The following is a 17103-nucleotide window of genomic DNA, read 5'->3' as shown; positions in this document are numbered from 1 at the left end:
CCCAATCGTCTGGTCTCTACGACAGAAGCCGTTCAAGGGTCCGGGCTACTGACTGCACGGCTGCCAAAGCAGTGGCATAAGCCATGCGCATGGGGCCGACCAGGGCTACCTGGCCGATTCCTTCGCCTCCGCTGCGATAGGGAGCCTGCACCACAGAACACTGGTGCAGGGCTGTCTGAGGATGTTCCTGCCCGATCCAGACACCACCGCAGGGATGACAGTGGCTTGGGGCGAGGGCTGTGGGTTGTTCATCCATCAGTTCCAGCAGCGGCCGGACCCGAGAGCTTTGGCTGAATTCCGGCTCGGCGATCAATCGAGAGACTCCGTGAAACACACTTCTGGACTCTTGCGGCGTCTCCAGTTGCTGATGGCTATGGATCGCATCCTGCAGGGCTCGACCACAGTCCTGCAGTTCCAGTGGCAGCGATTCCCAAGCGATTTGGCCATTGCCGTTGTGCTCCAGCTGCCTCCGTGTCCACAGCTCGATCGCTTCGATTTGATGCTCACTTCCGTGGGGAAGGCGAAGGTTGAGATGGCTTGCCTGGCTTGAGTTCTGAACCAGCATCACCAGAAGACGCTCCTCACTGCGCACCAAGCGGAGTGCTTCGAGAGCCGGTTGCAACCGGGTCGGGTGGGTGATCAGGCTCATCAGGCCTGTGAAGTCGGTGAGGCGCCGGGCCATCTGTTGGAGCAGATCGTCGAGGGCGGCCCAGCGCAGGCTGAGTTGGGTCAGTTCTTGCTCCAAATGTTGAGCGGCTGCTCCCGGCGGTGGTAGCAGGCAGTCCACGTAATGGCGGTAGCCGCGAGGGCTGGGCACGCGGCCTGCGGAGGTATGGGGCTGGGTGAGCAGTCCCCGCTGCTCAAGGGCTCCCATCGCGTAGCGCACCGTGGCTGAGCTCGCCTTGAGGCCAAAGCGCTTGACGAGCGTGCGGCTGCCCACCGGTTCAATGGTGTCGACATAGTGGTGCACCGTGGCTCGCAGCACTTCCTGTTGTCGGCTGGGCAGGGGTTCCAAGACGTTGGTGTCACCACCTCGATCGTACGGGGCGTGTTCGCTTAGTACCGCGGCACGCCAGGGTCCACCTGCTGGCTCCAGGCATCAATGCCGCCTTCCAGATTCCAGACGGTTAGGTCAGGGCGTTGCGCCAGTAGCCAGCAGCCGAATTGCCAGCTGCGCACCCCGGCATGGCAGACCACAACAACATCTTGGTCACCATTGAATTGGTCCAGGAGATCGTCCATCCAGCGATCGGCTGCGCTGAGGGGCAGATGCAAGACATCACCTGGAAACGCTGCGACAGCCAGTTCCTGGTCTTCTCTGACATCGACAATTCTTGGAGGGTTTGCGTCCTCAAGCAGGTGTTGAAGATTCACCGCTGAGAGGGGTTTGGGCCGGCCTGCGGCATCGGGGTTGATCATCGATTCATTCTGAATCCCCCTGGCATCTGCCCCGGAATGGACAAAGATGTCGTCAATTGGCTTGATCGCCGGCCCATGAAGGCCCGCTCTTTTCTTCTCGCTATCGCCGCCTCGGTGCTGCTCCTGCTCACCTCGGCTGCAGGGATTTGGTGGACGATGGCTCGGCAGAGTCCTCTGCGCCAAGCCCAGCGTCCGCTGGAGCTGCCTCGGGCAGCTCAGTTCGTGCCGAGTCAGGCGGCTCTGAGCCTTCATTGGCTCATGGATCCCGGGCGATTGCCAGCCTATGCAGAGGCCGTTGCACCCTCGAAGCAGCGCCGTGCTGCCCGTGAGGCTGTGCAACAGCTGCGTGATGGGGCTTTTGCTCTGGCCGGGCTGGAGTACAGCGATGAGTTGTCCGACTGGCTTGGGCCTGAAGTGAGTCTCGCCCTGCTCGATTCGGGCGGAGATGATGGACGCCTGGGCTGGGTGCTGGCTCTTTCCAGTCGGGATCCAGATGGTCCGCGGCGGTTTTTGCAGCGTTTCTGGCAGACCCGCAGTTTGGCCGGCACAGATCTGCAGGTCAGTAGTTACCGCGGTATGGGCGTGATTAGTGGCCGTGGTGCCTTGCTGGGGCGCGATCCTCAGCCCCTTGCCACGGCTTTGATCGACAATGATCTCCTGCTGCTTGCCTCGGGTCGAGGCGTGCTTGAACAGGCCCTCGATGTCTCCCAACTCGACGATCAACATCAGCTCGGTGATGCTGATCTTCAGCGTCGCTTAACCGAGCTTGGCGATGGGGTGGCCCTGGTCACGGCATCCCCTCAGGCGCTCGGTTCATGGCTGGGCCTGCCTGCTGAGCTGGCGAACCATTCCGACTTGGATGGGTTGGTGGCGTCCCTAGGTGTCCAAGGGGCTGATCTGGCGGTGGATGGAATGCTGCGTTTCCGGTCTCCCGTGGTGGCGGCAGAGGCCTCCAGCACTGACGCAGCCGCAGCTCGTGAGGCTCTCTTGGAGTTTGCAGGGGGCAGCGCCGATGCCCTAGCGCTGCTCACCAATCCCTCTGCCCTATTGGAGATGGCCAACGACGATCCTCAGGCGCAATGGCTGGGCCCATTGCTACGGGGACAGCTCCAGGCCTTGGCGTCCCCGGCTCTGGATGCCATTAGTGCCCGGAATGACGGCCCGATGCTGTGGGAACAGCAGCCGCAGGGATGGTTGGTGGGGACTGAGGCAGGGCGTCCGGGATTTGATGCTGTCGATGCCGCCCTGAGCGCAGAAGGCCTGGCCGCTTCGTCACTTGATGCTGAACGTGGTCAGCTCACGGTTTGGACCCGTTTACAGCGCAAACGCAGTCATGGTCAGGAGTCGTTGCAGGCTGAGCTGGCGGTGGCCCTTGCCCGTGAGGGACGTCAGGAATGGTGGGGGGAAAGTCTTGACACGGTGCAGCAGCGTCGCGATGACAAGCCACTCCAGCAGCGCTTACAGCAATTGAAGGCGTTGGAGGACCAACAGCTGCCGCTGCCCCAGCAACTGGCACTGGCCGCGCCCCTCAGTCGTGAACAGCTGCAGCGTTGGCGCCCCTGGACATTGGTGCAGACCGTGGCAGGTCGCTCCCTGTTGGATCAGGTGCAGGGGTTGGCCGTGGCTGTGGGGCCGGACCCCACGGATGACACGGCGTTATTCGCTGATCAGGCTGGTGGTGGCAACACCCTGCGCTTGCGTGCCCTGCTCAACCTGGGTTGATCTCTTCCTGCTTCGTCATGGGATCGCGGTGGAACGCTTTGCGGGCCGCGATCACCCCGACCGTTCACTAACTCAGCGCGGTCGACAACGCGTCGATGCTGTGCTGACACACCTGGTGACGGCGGGTCTCCGTGCCGATCGCTTGATCTCTAGTCCATACGCTCGGGCCTTGGAAACGGCGTGGCTGGCCTACCGCGCCGGCTTGGCACCTGAACCGGAGTGCTCATCCTTTCTCAAGCCGGGTGGCGATCATCACGCCCTGCTCCCCCAGCTCCAGGGGCGATGCCTGTTGGTCGGCCATGAACCTGATCTCAGCGCTTTTGCCGCTGCCCTTCTTGCAGCCCCACCAGGGCTCTTGCGCATGCGCAAAGCGGGCTTCTGCCATCTGCGATGGCCGAGCACAGAGCTGCCTGTCGTCGGGACCGCGCGCTTGGAGCTGTTGTTGCGGCCAGGGCTGCTCTTGCGCGGCGCCGATTAGGTTGCACTGGCGATGCAGGTTGGGGGTGGGACAGTCTTCAGTTGAGGAGATCCGCCACGAGCGGACAGGCATCGTTTTCCGCCCCGGGCTGGATGGGGTGCCTGCCACCCAGTCGTCCATCTGTGACATCGACGGTCAGCAGGGGCGTTTGTCCTATCGCGGCTATCCGCTGGAGGAACTCGCCGCCGAGAGCACCTTTCTGGAAACGGCTTATTTGCTGATTTGGGGTGAGCTGCCCACCACTGACCAGCTCAAGGCCTTCGAGCATGAGGTGCAGATGCACCGGCGGGTGAGCTTCCGGGTGCGGGACATGATGAAGTGCTTCCCGGCCACCGGTCACCCCATGGATGCCCTGCAGTCGAGCGCAGCATCCCTTGGATTGTTCTATTCCCGTCGGGCCATTGACGACCCCAAATACATCTATGCGGCGGTGGTGCGGCTGATCGCCAAGATCCCCACGATGGTGGCTGCGTTCCAGCTGATTCGCAAAGGCCAAGATCCGATCCAGCCCCGCGACGATCTGGCTTATTCCGCCAATTTTCTCTACATGCTCACGGAGCGGGAACCTGATCCGTTTGCCGCCCGCATTTTTGATCGCTGTCTGATGCTTCACGCCGAGCACAGCCTCAATGCCAGTACGTTCAGTGCTCGAGTCACGGCGAGCACGCTCACCGATCCCTACGCGGTGGTTGCGTCTGCAGTCGGGACCTTGGCCGGTCCTCTACACGGCGGCGCTAATGAAGATGTGCTGGCCATGCTGGAAGAGATCAGCTCTCCTGATCAGGCGGCGGCTTATCTCGATGACGCGATTGCGAATAAGCGCAAGGTGATGGGCTTTGGTCACCGGGAATACAGGGTGAAGGACCCTCGGGCGGTGATTCTTCAGGCTCTGGTCGAGGAGATGTTTGAGCGCTTCGGTCACGACGAGCTCTATGACGTCGCCCGCGCCCTGGAGGCTGCTGCCGAAACCAGGCTTGGACCGAAGGGCATCTATCCCAATGTCGATTTCTATTCCGGACTCGTCTATCGGAAACTGGGGATCCCCCGCGATCTGTTCACACCAGTGTTTGCCATTTCCCGGGTGGCAGGTTGGTTGGCCCATTGGCGGGAACAGCTCGGTGCCAACAGGATTTTCCGTCCCTCGCAGATCTACACAGGCAGTACCCAGCGCAGCTGGATACCGCTTGAAAGCCGCCTCCCGACTGCGGGCGCCTAAGTTGCTTCCATCTCACCCCTGAACATGGTGACCTCCCTTGCCACCACAATGACGGCCCTGGTGAGCCCCGGTTTGGACCTGGAGTTCAGTTTCAGCCAGGCATTGCAAGGACTCGGCCTGTCTCCTGACGTCGCTCATCTGCTTTGGCTGCCCCTGCCGATGCTGCTGGTGCTTGTGGCGGCTGTCGTGGGTGTGCTGGTCACGGTTTGGCTGGAACGCAAGATCTCGGCGGCCGTTCAGCAGCGCATTGGCCCTGAATACGCTGGTGCCCTTGGGGTGCTTCAGCCGCTAGCTGATGGCCTCAAGCTGCTGGTGAAAGAGGACATCATTCCGGCTCGGGCCGACAGCGTGCTGTTCACACTTGGCCCGGTGCTCGTGGTGGTGCCGGTCATCTTGTCTTGGCTGATCGTCCCTTTTGGCCAGAACCTGCTCGTGAGCAATGTGGGGGTTGGCATCTTCCTCTGGATCTCGCTTAGCAGCATTCAGCCGATTGGCCTGCTGATGAGCGGCTACGCCTCCAACAACAAGTACTCCCTGCTTGGCGGATTGCGGGCTGCGGCCCAGTCGATCAGCTACGAGATCCCCCTCGCTCTGGCTGTCCTGGCTGTCGTGATGATGAGCAATTCCCTCAGCACGATTGACATCGTCGACCAGCAGACCGGTGCCGGTTTGCTCAGCTGGAATATCTGGCGTCAGCCCGTGGGCTTTCTGATCTTCTGGATCTGTGCTCTGGCTGAATGCGAACGTCTTCCTTTCGATCTTCCGGAAGCAGAGGAAGAGCTGGTCGCCGGGTATCAGACCGAGTACGCCGGGATGAAGTTCGCCCTCTTCTATCTCGGCAGCTACATCAACCTGGTGCTTTCTGCCCTGTTGGTGTCGGTTCTCTATCTCGGCGGGTGGGGCTTCCCGATTCCTGTGGAATGGCTGGCAGGCTGGATGGGCCAGTCGGTGGATGCACCGCTTGTGCAGGTGATCACAGGCACCGTAGGCATCGTGATGACGGTGCTCAAGGCTTATCTGCTGGTCTTTTTTGCCATCCTGTTGCGCTGGACCACCCCGCGGGTCAGGATCGATCAGCTGCTCAATCTGGGCTGGAAGTTCCTTCTCCCGCTTGCCTTGGTCAACCTATTGGTCACAGCTGCACTGAAATTGGCCTTTCCCGTGGCTTTCGGCGGTTGAATCCGCCTAGCCCCGCCCCCCTCGTTCTCACACCGTTCCACTTCCTCCCAGGCCATGTTCGGATTCCTCAAGCAGGTTGGTGACTACACCAGGGATGCCGTTGATGCGGCACGCAACCTGACCCAGGGATTGGCAGTCACGTTTGACCACATGCAGCGTCGTCCCGTGACGGTGCAATATCCCTACGAAAAGCTGATCCCGTCCGAGCGTTATCGCGGCCGGATTCACTACGAATTCGACAAGTGCATCGCTTGCGAGGTGTGCGTTCGGGTCTGTCCCATCAACCTGCCAGTCGTCGACTGGGTGATGAACAAGCAGACCAAGAAAAAGGAGCTGCGCAACTATTCGATCGACTTCGGTGTCTGTATTTTCTGTGGCAACTGCGTGGAGTATTGCCCCACGAATTGTCTGTCGATGACTGAGGAATACGAGTTAGCAGCCTTCGATCGCCACAGCCTCAACTTCGACAATGTCGCTCTTGGTCGTCTGCCCACGAGCGTCACCACTGATGCTTCCGTGCAGCCACTTCGGGAGCTCGCCTATCTGCCTGTGGGTGAGATGGATCCCCATGGTGTTGCTGCTGACCGTCCAAGGGCGGGTCAGCTTCCTGATCAGGTGCTGGCTTCGATGCCCAAGTCGGCAGCGGATGGGGGAGAATCCTCTTCGACGACCACCAAGGAGGAGAACGCAGGATGACGATTGCTGCCTCAACCCAGCTCATCTGCTTCCTCGTTCTCGGCGCTGTGATCGCGATTGGCGGCCTGGGCGTTGTGCTGCTGAGCAACATCGTTTACTCCGCCTTTCTTCTGGGTGGCGTTTTCATGGCTGTGGCTGGCTTGTATCTGCTGCTCAATGCCAGTTTTGTGGCAGCGGCCCAGGTCTTGGTCTATGTCGGAGCGGTGAACGTCTTGATCCTGTTCGCGATCATGCTCGTGAATAAACGGGAAGATCTGGAACCGATCAAGGGCCTGCCAACGCGTCGCTTGCTCTCAGGAGGAGTCTGCGCCGGTCTGTTTGCCTTGCTGGTCAGGGTTGCTTTCACGACCCCCTGGGCCGTGCCTGGCCCAGAGGCCGTCGGTGAGGGCGCAACCGTTCGGATTGGTGAGCACCTCTTCACCGATTACCTTCTGCCCTTTGAGCTGGCTTCCGTTCTTCTGCTGATGGCGATGATCGGCGCGATCGTTTTGGCCCGTCGAGATGTGCAAGCAACGGATCTGGGCACGGGGCAGTCGGCTGATCAGGGACTGATTGAAAAGTCCCGTACCCCTCTCTTGGTGGATCAGCCCCCCGCCTGAACCGGTGCTGTTCTGAATCTCTTCCTTTTATCTGCACCCCATGTCTGAGCTGCTGAACGGATCCGTACCTCTCGAGGCGTATCTTCTGCTGGCTGCAGTGTTGTTCTGCACCGGTGTCTGGGGTCTGATCAACAGCCGTAATGCAGTGCGCGTGCTGATGAGTATCGAGCTGATGCTTAATGGGGTGAACATCAATCTGATGGCCTTCTCCTCCTATGTGGATGGTGATTTAATTCGGGGCCAGGTGTTCGCTGTTTTCGTTATCACCGTGGCTGCTGCCGAGGCAGCCGTGGGTCTTGCGATTCTGCTGTCGCTTTATCGCAATCGCGTCACAGTGGATATGGAACGCTTCAACCTGCTGCGCTGGTGATCTCCGGCGCCTACGCCCCATGCGCCTTGATCGGGTCTGGTTGATTTACAGAGCAGATAGCTTGGCTGCCTTGCGGGAAGCCAGGCGCTGCGCTGACGACCTCACCTCTCTCGGGGCCGAGGTCACCCTGGCCATGAGTGGCCCGAAGGCCAATCCCTTCCCTGGTCTGATGGCCTCCGAACCCACATTGCCCAATGTGGCTGTTGTGCTCGGAGGCGATGGCACCGTTCTCGGAGCAGCTCGGCATCTGGCGGTGCATGACGTGCCGATTCTCTGTTTCAACGTGGGGGGGCACTTGGGTTTCCTGACCCATGACTCCACCATGCTGGGTGGGCTTGAGCTCTGGCAGCGTCTGATTGATGATCAGTTCGCTCTGGAGCAGCGCATGATGCTGCAGGCAACGGTCCATCACGGCCGTGACCTCCGCTGTGCAATGGAGGACGGCAGCCGCTCCCAGGTTCCTGCGGATGCCTCCGATGCGCTGGAGCGACATTGGGCCCTGAACGATCTTTACTTGCGCCCCCATCGAGAAGACCTCGCCCCCACTTGCATTCTCGAGTTGGAGATCGATGGTGAGGTGGTTGATCAGGTGCGCGGTGATGGGCTGATCCTGGCCACGCCGACGGGCTCGACGGGCTATGCCATGGCCTCAGGTGGACCCATCCTGCATCCAGGGATCGATGCGATCATCGTTAGCCCCATTTGTCCGATGAGTTTGTCGAGTCGGCCGGTCGTGGTGCCTCCTCGCTCTCGGTTGATGATTTGGCCACTGGGTGAAGGGGAACGGCCTGTGAAGCTCTGGAAAGATGGAGTGGCAGGTGCCGTTCTGGAGCCAGGTGAATGCTGCATGGTGCAGCGTGCCCCCCACCATGCCTTGATGCTCCAATTGGATAGAAAGCCCTCCTATTACCGAACACTGGCGCAGAAGCTTCACTGGGCGGGCAGTCTTGTCGCTTCGGAGCCATCCCCCAACTGAGGCGATCCCATGCCCCTTGAGATCGAACGTCGTTTTCTGGTCCGATCGGAAGGGTGGCGGACCCTCGCTGGAGCACCCCAGTCGCTTCGACAGGGTTATTTGGCCACTTCTGAGCAGGGGATCACCGTGAGGATGCGGATTCGCGCAGAGCAGGCAGCGTGGTTGACCCTCAAGGCTCCAGCCGCTGGCTTCGCCAGCCATGAGTTCGAATATCCATTGCCACTCGATGATGCGGAAGCGCTTTGGGAGCTTGCTCCCCATCGACTGACCAAGATTCGCTATGGCCTTGATCTTCCTGGTGGTGACTGGGTGGTGGATTGCTTTACGGGGGAGAATGCACCCTTGGTTTTGGCGGAGGTGGAGCTGCCATCGATGCAGACCTCTGTGGTGATTCCTGACTGGTGTGGACAGGAAATCACGGGTGACAAGCGTTGGAGCAACGCTGCCTTGGCCTTGCAGCCCATGAAGCTATGGCCCCAGGCTTTGAAAGCCTCTTTCGATTTGCTTTAGATTTGGGGAGAAGGTGTCGTGCCTCTCCGGCGCGGAATGCACCCTGGGATCAGGAGACGCGGCGATGTACGGCCTTTATGACACCGATGGGATTCTTCGCTTCATGGGTGGAGACCGTGAAGCTTGTGAGGCTTACGCCGCTCTGTTCTCGCTGCCCCTCGCCAGCTGTTCTTTGCTGCCAATGCCCCGCCCTGCAGCCCAAGTGTTCAGGAAGCGTCGCTCTCGTCGTGAGGGAGCACGCAGCAGTTAAAGCCATCCCGGCAGATCTTGCCGTGATCCATGGCCCAGTTCAGCAGGGCCACGCGGTTCTTGGACCCTGTTTTCGTGAAGACATTGCTCACGTGGTTGTCCACCGTGCGCTTGCTGATGGTGAGACGTTCGGCAATTTCCTGATTGGTCAGCCCTTCAGCCACCAGTTCGATGATCTCAAGCTCGCGGCTAGACAGGGAAACATTCATTGAGCCCGGGGTGTTGCCGCTGCTCATCGTCCCCGTCTCTTCATCGTCACTTCATCCTAGGCACGTTCTGGCGGTGTGATCCCGATCGCCCATAGTGACGGCTGGGAGAAGACGATTAGAGATGGACAGCACGGCGCTGCAGCACAGTCTGGCGGCTGGTCAGCCAACCATTACGGCAGAAGTGATGCCTCCCAGAGGCGGTGATGTGCGCCATACCCTGGCGATGGCGGCAGCCTTGCGTGGCAGGGTGCACGCTGTGAATGTCACAGATGGCAGCCGTGCTGTGATGCGCATGAGCAGCCTGGCGGTGTGCCGGTTGCTGCTGGATCACGGGATGGAGCCGGTGCTGCAGATCGCCTGTCGCGACCGTAATCGCATTGCTCTTCAAGCCGATCTGCTTGGCGCCCATGCCCTCGGTATCCGCAATCTTCTCTGCCTCACCGGTGATCCTGTGACCGCCGGGGATCAGCCCAAGGTGCGTCCGGTGAATGAGCTGGAATCAGTGCGTCTCTTGCATCAGGTCACGGCTTTCAACCGCGGCGAGGACCCAGTCAAGGGTGATCTGGCCGACGGACCCACGGCTTTGTTCGCCGGTGCTGCCGCTGATCCACACTGCTCCAGCCAGAGTGGTCTTTTGAGGCGCCTCGAGCGCAAGCGGGAGGCTGGCGCACGCTTCCTTCAGACCCAGATGGTGATGGATGGGGCAGTGCTGGAGAGGTTCTGCACAGATCTGGCTGCACCCCTAGAGCTGCCGGTGCTGGCCGGGGTATTTCTGCTGAAATCAGCCAAGAATGCCGGCTTCATCAACCGCATGGTGCCTGGAGCCTGCATTCCTGATGCGCTGATCGCCCGCTTGGAGGCTGCGGAAGATCCTGCCGCCGAGGGGATTGCCATCGCGGCGGAGCAGGTGAAGCGCTACATGGGGATTGCCCAGGGTGTGCATTTGATGGCTGTGCGTGCAGAGGAACGGATTCCTCTGGTGCTTGAACAAGCGGGTGTTAGCCCGGTGTCGGTGTGAGATCTGTACCGAGCAGTTCTGCCATGGCCTTCTGCTGAGGTGATGGCTCGATCAAATCCGCTCGTCTGGCATCGGTGATCAGCCAGTCGAGGGCAGCTTCCTGAAGGTCGAAATGGTCGCCATTGCGGCCAACGCAGTAGCGACCAAAGACAAGCTTGTCGACCAACTGCACCCCTGCACCGATCCGTGAGTAGTCAAAGATGATCGAGTTGTCGATCACCGCGCCTTCGCAGATCGAGCAGCTTGGCCCGATCATGGTTGGGCCTATCAGGGTGGCGCCGTCTTCAATCTGGGTCATGCCACCGACGTAGATCGGTCCCTGAACGTTGATCTTGTCCCAGTTGGCAGCGACATTGAGGCCGGTGTAGACCCCAGGACGAACTTCCTTGCCGGGGATGCCAACCTGGCGCACTTCGCCCATCAGCACACTGCGAATCGCCTGCCAGTAATCAGGGACCTTGCCGATATCGACCCACTCGAAATCCATCGGCAGGGCGTAGAAGGGGGCTCCTTGGGACACCAGCTTGGGGAAGAGATCCGAGCCAATGTCAAAGGGCTGGCTTGAGGGGATGTGTTCGAAGATCTCCGGCTCAAAGATGTAGATGCCGGTGTTGATGGTGTCGCTGAGCGCTTCGTCGATGCTGGGCTTTTCTTGGAAGGCACTGATTTTGCCCGCTTCATCGGTCACCACCACGCCGTAGCTGCTCACCTGGTCACGAGGCACTCGCTTGGTGACGATGCTGGCGATCGCTCCCTTTTCGCGGTGGCGGCGAACGGCTTCGCTCAGATCAAGGTCAATCAGGGCGTCGCCACAGAGCACCACAAAGGTGTCATCAAAGAAGGGTTGGAAGTCCTGAATCTTCTTGAGACCACCAGCGGAACCCAGCGCATCGCCAATCAGTTCACCGTCTTCGATGCGGCCTTCGAAGCTGTAGGCGATCTCAACCCCAAAGCGCTGACCGTCGCGGAAATAGTTCTCGATCTCTTCGGCCAGGTGAGACACGTTCACCATCACCTCTGTGAAGCCGTGTTCCTTCAGCAGCTCCAGGAGAAATTCCATCACTGGCTTCTGCAGGATCGGAATCATTGGTTTTGGGATCACATGCGTGATCGGCTGCACGCGGGTGCCCTTGCCTGCCGCCAGGATCATCGCCTTCATGGACGCATCAGGCCTCAGATCGATAGGTCAACATAAGGGCCAGATCAGGCTGCAACCGCTTCTCCGGCCGGCACAACAGCTGGCACGTTGAGCTTCGTAATCGGCAGTTGAGCCATGCTGCCTGACGCTAGGAGTCGTTTGAGCTGCAGTGGGCCATGCAGCGAGTCTCCCTGCTGCAGTTCGATCTGTCCCTGAGAGGACAGAAACAGAAGCGCCCAGAACACGCCGACGCGGTCGGTGTCGAGATCGGGCGCTGCCACTTCGCCCCAGCGCTGCACCAGCTGTTCAAAGTCCATCCAGTGCAGAACGTCTTCCCAGCTCTGCAGAAATTGACCCAGGGCAGCCGTTGTTTCCGGCAGCTTTTCTCGGTGTGCAAGCGCGGCCACCTGGGCAATGGCTTCGCGGTTGCTGAAGCGTTTTGCTTTCTGCCGACGCCGCATCTCCAGCTCGTCGGTCTCGAGTTGATCAGCGATCGATTCCAGCTGTTCGATCAGTTCACCCAACGTCACCGGCCGACGAAGCGGGGGAGGGGCGACAGGCCGTCTTTCCAGATGCCGCTCTGGTCGTCGTGGCAGGTTGAAGTCGGGATCAAGCCAACCCTGATCTCCCAGCTCAGGTTCGAAACCCTCCTCAAAGACCGGTTCCGGCGGGAAGGTTTCCGCCTCGAGAATTTCGGCCTTGAGGCCTACCAGCACAGACGCGGCCAGAAAGGCCTCACTGCTGTCTGCCAGGTCTTTCTCGTAGCTACCTCCCTGACCTTGAAGGGCTGCAGCCACTTGACGAGGCACGTCAATCCTTTGACGCAGCTGGTCGAGGAAGCCATCAACCACTGCGATCACGTCAACATCCCAGGGGTCGAGATCCCCCCTCTGGGCTGCATCTTGAAGCAGGCGGATGGCGAGGCGTGCTCCTGCATCAGCTCTTTGGTTTCGGCTGATCTCGGGCAACATCACACACTTGCTGAACGCAAGGTATCGAGCCCTCAGCCGCTCCGCCAGCGATCAGACAGGGGATTCGCCTGACTCAGGAAGCACTGACATCGAGTTGTTCGACGTCACTGTCTTCGTCATCGCTGGCGGATGTCTTGGCAGAGGGGAGGAGGCCGAGCTGGGTTTCCACCGTGGAGCGATAGCGGTTGAGATCGGTTTCAAGCTCCTGGATTCGAACCTGCTGGGCTTGATATTCCTCGTCTTTGCCCACGGTGATCACCGTGTTGAGCATGCCGCTCCAGGTGGCGAAGAACCAGGCGGAAACGGCACCGATGCCTGAAGACAGCAGCAGTAGGGCTGCCAGTGGCATGGTGTATTTGAGTCCTGGCAGGACATGAACCGTCGTGGCAGCAGTGTTCTCAAGCGTGAAAAACACCATCGCCAGGCCGAAGGCGAAGATCAGGCTGAAGTTGATCTGACGCATGGCAGCAAGCAGTCGCGTCTGAAAATTACGAGCCTTGTTGGTCGTCGTCCGTTCAGATCGCCGAACGGACGAAGTTCGTTACGCCTGCGGGATGGATGGAGCCTGGATGAGGGTGGACACAATGGGTGAACTCCGAATCAGCGGAGCGGTTGGTTGGGTGATCCGTTCCATCGCCACCACATCCCGGTTCACAAGTGCTTCGATTGAGCTGCTGTAGCTGTCGGTCATCAGGCGGGGATAGAGGCCGATACCGATGATGGGCACCAAGAGGCAACCGATCACGTACACCTCGCGGGGCTCCGCATCCACAAGGTTCGTGTGCGACACCAGTTCGCTGTTCTCCTTGCCGAAAAAAATCTCGCGAAGCATCGAGAGCAGGTAGATCGGTGTCAGGATCACACCCACGGCGGCTAGGCCTGCGATCACGATCCGGAAAGTGAGGCTGTAGGCCTCGTCAGTGGCAAAGCCGGCAAACACCATCAGTTCGCTCACGAAGCCGCTCATGCCAGGCAGCGCCAGGGATGCCAGGGAGCACACAGTCCAGAGGGCGAACATCACCCGCATTTTCTGCCCCACGCCGCCCATCTCATCCAATTGGAGGGTGTGGGTGCGGTCGTAGGTGGCTCCAACAAGGAAGAACAGACTGGCGCCAATCAGGCCGTGGCTGATCATCTGCAACATCGCTCCGCTGGTGCCAAGAGAGCTAAAACTGCCGATGCCAATCAGCACGAAACCCATGTGGCTGATTGAGCTGTAGGCGATCTTGCGTTTGAGGTTGCGTTGGGCGAAGGAGGTCAGGGCGGCGTAAATGATGTTCACCACGCCAAGCACCACAAGTAGAGGGGCGAACTGAGCGTGGGCCTCCGGCAGGATCTCTGCGTTGAAGCGCAGCAAGGCGTAGCCGCCCATCTTCAGGAGGATGCCCGCCAGAAGCATGTGCACCGGTGCCGTGGCTTCCCCATGGGCATCAGGGAGCCAGGTGTGGAGCGGCACAATCGGTAGCTTCACGCCAAAGGCGATCAGCAAGCCTGAGTAACAGAGCAGTTGAAAGCCAGTGCCGAAGCCTTTTTGGGCCAGCACGCTGTATTCGAAGTTGGGTGTGCCACCGCCGAAGAAGCCCATGGCCAGGGCTGCCAGCAGAATGAAAAGAGAGCTCCCCGCGGTGTAGATGATGAATTTGGTGGCTGCATATTGACGCCGCTTCCCACCCCAGATCGCCAGCAACAGGTAAACGGGGATGAGCTCCAGCTCCCAGGCAAGGAAAAACAGGAGCATGTCTTGCACAGCGAAAACGGCGATCTGGCCGCCATCCATCGCCAGGATCAAGAAGAAGAACAGCTTGGGCTTGAAGGTGACAGGCCAGGCGGCCAGCACCGCCAATGCGGTAATGAAGCTGGTGAGCAGGATCAGCGGCATGGAGAGACCATCCGCGCCTAAGGCCCATGTGAGGCCTAGATCCGGGAGCCAGCTCACCCGTTCGGATAGCTGCAGGCCGCTGACCCCTGGGTCATAGCCATTGAGATAGGCGGCAACGGTGATCAGAAAGGTGATCAGGGCGATGCCCAGCGCGAACCATCGCACTTGTTTCCCCTCCCCCTGGTCGGGGAAGAAAGGAACGATCAGGGCGCCGACGATCGGGAAAAGGATCGAAAGGCTCAGCCAGGGAACCCCCGCTGCGATCGCAGTGGCGGGGATGCCCACCGTCTGAGGATCAAAGGGAGGGCTGACGGCAAACTCCAGCACGTGCAAGCCTTTTCAGGTCTGCGTGGAGTGTAGAAACGTCTGGCCACTTGGCAGCTTTCCATCTGCTTTGGGACACACAGCGTCAGACAACCGGGTGGATCCAAGTGAGGCCAGGCTCAGCTGATTGGTCAGCCGAGGGCTCCGAACAGCACCACCATTGCGATCACTCCGCCAAACACAATCAGGGCGTAGAACTGAACTCGGCCTGTCTCGAAATACTTCAGACCTTCGCCGCTGCCAAGGGTCAGGAGGCCGGTCAGATTGACCACTCCGTCCACAACCTTGGCGTCCACTTCCAGCACCTCTCTTGCCAGTTTGCGGCTGCCGCGAACGAAGAGTTTTTCGTTGATGGCGTCTAAATACCATTTGTTGGCCAGGAAGGCATTGAGCGTCGGCACACGGGCTGCCACCAGTTCTCCAAGATCAATGCGATGCAGGGCATAAGCCAGCACCGCGATGGTGATTCCGGTCAATGAGATGGCAACAGAGGCTCCAGCAAGGGGTAGAAATTCACTCCAGCTGAAGTGTTCTGCCATCTCAGCGGCTTCCTCGGGGTTGAGAAGACCGGCGAAGCGACTGTTCCAGGGGGTTCCCAGCAGACCGATCAGGACGGAGGGCACTGCGAGCACCGCAAGCGGCAGCGTCATTGGCCAGGCCGACTCATGCACGCTCTCAGCGTGGTGCCCATGGGCGTCATCGGCACTCTTGCCTGCGGCAGCCAGCAGCTCGGCCTGAATCGTTTTGTCGTTGCCTCGAAACTCTCCCTCGAATGTGAGGAAGTAGAGGCGGAACATGTAAAAGGCGGTCATCCCGGCTGTGAGGAAGCCGACAGCCCAGAGCAACGGATAGGTGTTGAAGGCCTGGCCAAGAATCTCGTCCTTGCTCCAGAAGCCAGCCAGCGGAGGAATGCCACTAATGGCCACACAGCCGATCAGAAATGTGATCGCTGTGATCGGCATCTTTTGGCGCAGGCCTCCCATCAGACGCATGTCCTGAGCGAGGACAGGTTCATGCCCCACGACATCTTCCATGGCATGGATCACTGAGCCGGAGCCGAGGAAGAGCATGGCCTTGAAGAAGGCATGGGTCACCAGATGGAACATGCCGGCGACAGGAGCTCCGCAGCCCATCGCGAGCATCATGTAGCCGAGCTGCGACACAGTGCTGTACGCCAGCCCCTTTTTCAGGTCCATTTGGGTGAGAGCGATTGAGGCTCCCAGGAAGCAGGTGATGGCACCGACGACGGCAATGACCAGGCCGACGCTGGGGAATTGGGCGTAGAGGGGCTCGAGGCGTGCCACCAGGAAGACGCCTGCCGCCACCATGGTGGCGGCATGGATCAGGGCGGAGATGGGCGTAGGGCCCTCCATCGCGTCGGGTAGCCAAACGTGCAAAGGGAACTGGGCCGATTTGGCCATCGGACCCATGAACACGAACAGACAAAGGGCAATCGCGGCCCAGCCAGGCACCGTGCCATTGCTCATGGCAGCGGAGAGCCCATCGGCGATTCCCTGGAAATCAAAGCTGCCCGTAGCCCAGAAGAGGCCGAGAATGCCGAGCAGCAATCCGAAGTCGCCAACACGGTTGACGATGAAGGCTTTTTGAGCGGCGTGGGCTGCACCGTCGCGGTCGTACCAGAAGCCCACGAGTAGGTAGGAACACATGCCCACCAACTCCCAGAACACGTAAATCTCAAGCAGGTTGGGGCTAATCACCAGACCCAGCATTGAGCTGCTGAAAAGGGCCAGGTAGGTGAAGAAGCGCACGTAGCTCTTGTCGTGCGCCATGTAGCCGTGGGAGTAGATCAGCACCAGAAAGGCGATGGTCGTCACCAGGGCAAGCATTACGGATCCGAGTGGATCCACCACGAAGCCCATCGGCAGGCTGAAACTGCCTGCACTGGCCCATACGAAGAGATGCTCGACCGGAGGTGCTCCTCCAAGTTGTTCAAACAGCACCGCGTAACTGATCACCGCGGCAGCTCCGACACAGCTGAGCAGGAGAACGGCCACCGGCTTGCGCAGCCGGTTGATCGTGCGGTTGAAACTGATCAGTCCCAGGCCTGTGATCAGTGCTCCAATCAGCGGGAGCACTGGGATCAACCAGGCGTAATCAGCGGCCGAGTGCATCCGGTCGAGGCAGGCTGA

The 17103-nt window shown here is 60.0% G+C and carries 18 protein-coding genes; 10 read left to right on the top strand and 8 right to left on the bottom strand.

From position 1 onward, the window contains the following. Positions 1-16: 16 nt before the first annotated feature. Together hrcA and SIB72_RS02885 are read right to left on the bottom strand one after the other, a co-directional pair. On the bottom strand, positions 17-1015 hold the full coding sequence (gene hrcA, locus SIB72_RS02890; RefSeq protein WP_413744521.1) for a heat-inducible transcriptional repressor HrcA: 999 nt from the start codon (positions 1013-1015) through the stop codon (positions 17-19). A 41-nt stretch (positions 1016-1056) separates the two neighbouring features. Continuing rightward, positions 1057-1419 (bottom strand): rhodanese-like domain-containing protein, encoded by a 363-nt coding sequence (locus SIB72_RS02885; protein ID WP_413744520.1) that lies wholly within the window; start codon positions 1417-1419, stop codon positions 1057-1059. Between the two features lie 75 nt (positions 1420-1494). Between SIB72_RS02885 and SIB72_RS02880 the strand changes: the two genes are divergently transcribed. From SIB72_RS02880 to SIB72_RS02840, 9 genes are read left to right on the top strand one after another with little or no spacing between them, the layout of a single operon-like run. Then, positions 1495-3141 (top strand): DUF3352 domain-containing protein, encoded by a 1647-nt coding sequence (locus tag SIB72_RS02880; RefSeq protein WP_413744519.1) that lies wholly within the window; start codon positions 1495-1497, stop codon positions 3139-3141. Then, positions 3119-3619, top strand: coding sequence for a SixA phosphatase family protein (locus SIB72_RS02875; protein ID WP_244281658.1), 501 nt, complete (start codon positions 3119-3121; stop codon positions 3617-3619). Before SIB72_RS02880 ends, SIB72_RS02875 begins: the two co-directional genes overlap by 23 nt. 19 nt (positions 3620-3638) lie before the next feature. Continuing rightward, positions 3639-4835, top strand: coding sequence for a citrate synthase (locus SIB72_RS02870; protein ID WP_170953933.1), 1197 nt, complete (start codon positions 3639-3641; stop codon positions 4833-4835). Positions 4836-4895: 60 nt separating this feature from the next. Further along, the gene (gene nuoH, locus SIB72_RS02865; RefSeq protein ID WP_170953937.1) at positions 4896-6014 is read left to right on the top strand and encodes an NADH-quinone oxidoreductase subunit NuoH; all 1119 of its coding nucleotides are present in this window, start codon (positions 4896-4898) and stop codon (positions 6012-6014) included. Between the two features lie 54 nt (positions 6015-6068). Then, on the top strand, positions 6069-6710 hold the full coding sequence (gene ndhI / locus SIB72_RS02860; RefSeq protein ID WP_115016267.1) for an NAD(P)H-quinone oxidoreductase subunit I: 642 nt from the start codon (positions 6069-6071) through the stop codon (positions 6708-6710). Further along, positions 6707-7309, top strand: a complete 603-nt coding sequence (locus SIB72_RS02855; RefSeq protein ID WP_115016268.1) for an NADH-quinone oxidoreductase subunit J — start codon at positions 6707-6709, stop codon at positions 7307-7309. The genes ndhI and SIB72_RS02855 overlap by 4 nt, the downstream gene beginning before the upstream one ends. A gap of 40 nt (positions 7310-7349) precedes the next feature. After that, complete coding sequence (gene nuoK / locus SIB72_RS02850; RefSeq protein ID WP_115016271.1) at positions 7350-7679, top strand: NADH-quinone oxidoreductase subunit NuoK; 330 nt, start codon at positions 7350-7352, stop codon at positions 7677-7679. A 19-nt stretch (positions 7680-7698) separates the two neighbouring features. Further along, positions 7699-8655, top strand: a complete 957-nt coding sequence (locus SIB72_RS02845) for an NAD(+) kinase (protein ID WP_115121227.1) — start codon at positions 7699-7701, stop codon at positions 8653-8655. A 9-nt stretch (positions 8656-8664) separates the two neighbouring features. Then, the gene (locus SIB72_RS02840; RefSeq protein WP_413744518.1) at positions 8665-9165 is read left to right on the top strand and encodes a CYTH domain-containing protein; all 501 of its coding nucleotides are present in this window, start codon (positions 8665-8667) and stop codon (positions 9163-9165) included. 206 nt (positions 9166-9371) lie between these two features. Here the strand turns inward: SIB72_RS02840 and SIB72_RS02835 are convergent, their stop codons facing one another. Beyond that, positions 9372-9623: a helix-turn-helix domain-containing protein gene (locus SIB72_RS02835; protein WP_413744517.1), complete on the bottom strand. Its 252-nt coding sequence runs from the start codon at positions 9621-9623 to the stop codon at positions 9372-9374. 121 nt (positions 9624-9744) lie between these two features. Between SIB72_RS02835 and SIB72_RS02830 the strand changes: the two genes are divergently transcribed. Beyond that, positions 9745-10641 carry a methylenetetrahydrofolate reductase gene (locus tag SIB72_RS02830; RefSeq protein WP_413744516.1) on the top strand — a complete coding sequence of 299 codons (897 nt, stop codon included), beginning with the start codon at positions 9745-9747 and terminating at the stop codon, positions 10639-10641. On the opposite strand, the gene SIB72_RS02825 is transcribed toward SIB72_RS02830, so the two are convergent. The 5 genes from SIB72_RS02825 to SIB72_RS02805 all read right to left on the bottom strand — a co-directional run bounded on the left by SIB72_RS02825 (position 10622) and on the right by SIB72_RS02805 (position 17085). Further along, the gene (locus SIB72_RS02825) at positions 10622-11800 is read right to left on the bottom strand and encodes a nucleotidyltransferase family protein (RefSeq protein WP_115121232.1); all 1179 of its coding nucleotides are present in this window, start codon (positions 11798-11800) and stop codon (positions 10622-10624) included. The genes SIB72_RS02830 and SIB72_RS02825 overlap by 20 nt on opposite strands. Positions 11801-11844: 44 nt before the next feature. After that, positions 11845-12750: a segregation/condensation protein A gene (locus tag SIB72_RS02820; protein WP_115121233.1), complete on the bottom strand. Its 906-nt coding sequence runs from the start codon at positions 12748-12750 to the stop codon at positions 11845-11847. 73 nt (positions 12751-12823) lie between these two features. Beyond that, on the bottom strand, positions 12824-13213 hold the full coding sequence (locus SIB72_RS02815; protein ID WP_413744515.1) for a lipopolysaccharide assembly protein LapA domain-containing protein: 390 nt from the start codon (positions 13211-13213) through the stop codon (positions 12824-12826). Between the two features lie 78 nt (positions 13214-13291). Continuing rightward, positions 13292-14956 (bottom strand): NAD(P)H-quinone oxidoreductase subunit 4, encoded by a 1665-nt coding sequence (locus SIB72_RS02810; RefSeq protein WP_115121235.1) that lies wholly within the window; start codon positions 14954-14956, stop codon positions 13292-13294. 128 nt (positions 14957-15084) lie between these two features. After that, positions 15085-17085 carry an NAD(P)H-quinone oxidoreductase subunit 5 gene (locus tag SIB72_RS02805; RefSeq protein ID WP_413744514.1) on the bottom strand — a complete coding sequence of 667 codons (2001 nt, stop codon included), beginning with the start codon at positions 17083-17085 and terminating at the stop codon, positions 15085-15087. Between the last annotated feature and the right edge of the window lie 18 nt (positions 17086-17103).

This window comes from Synechococcus sp. MIT S9451 (assembly GCF_047304725.1).
Taxonomy (GTDB): Bacteria; Cyanobacteriota; Cyanobacteriia; order PCC-6307; family Cyanobiaceae; genus Synechococcus_C.
This window is presented reverse-complemented; position numbering and strand designations above follow the sequence as displayed.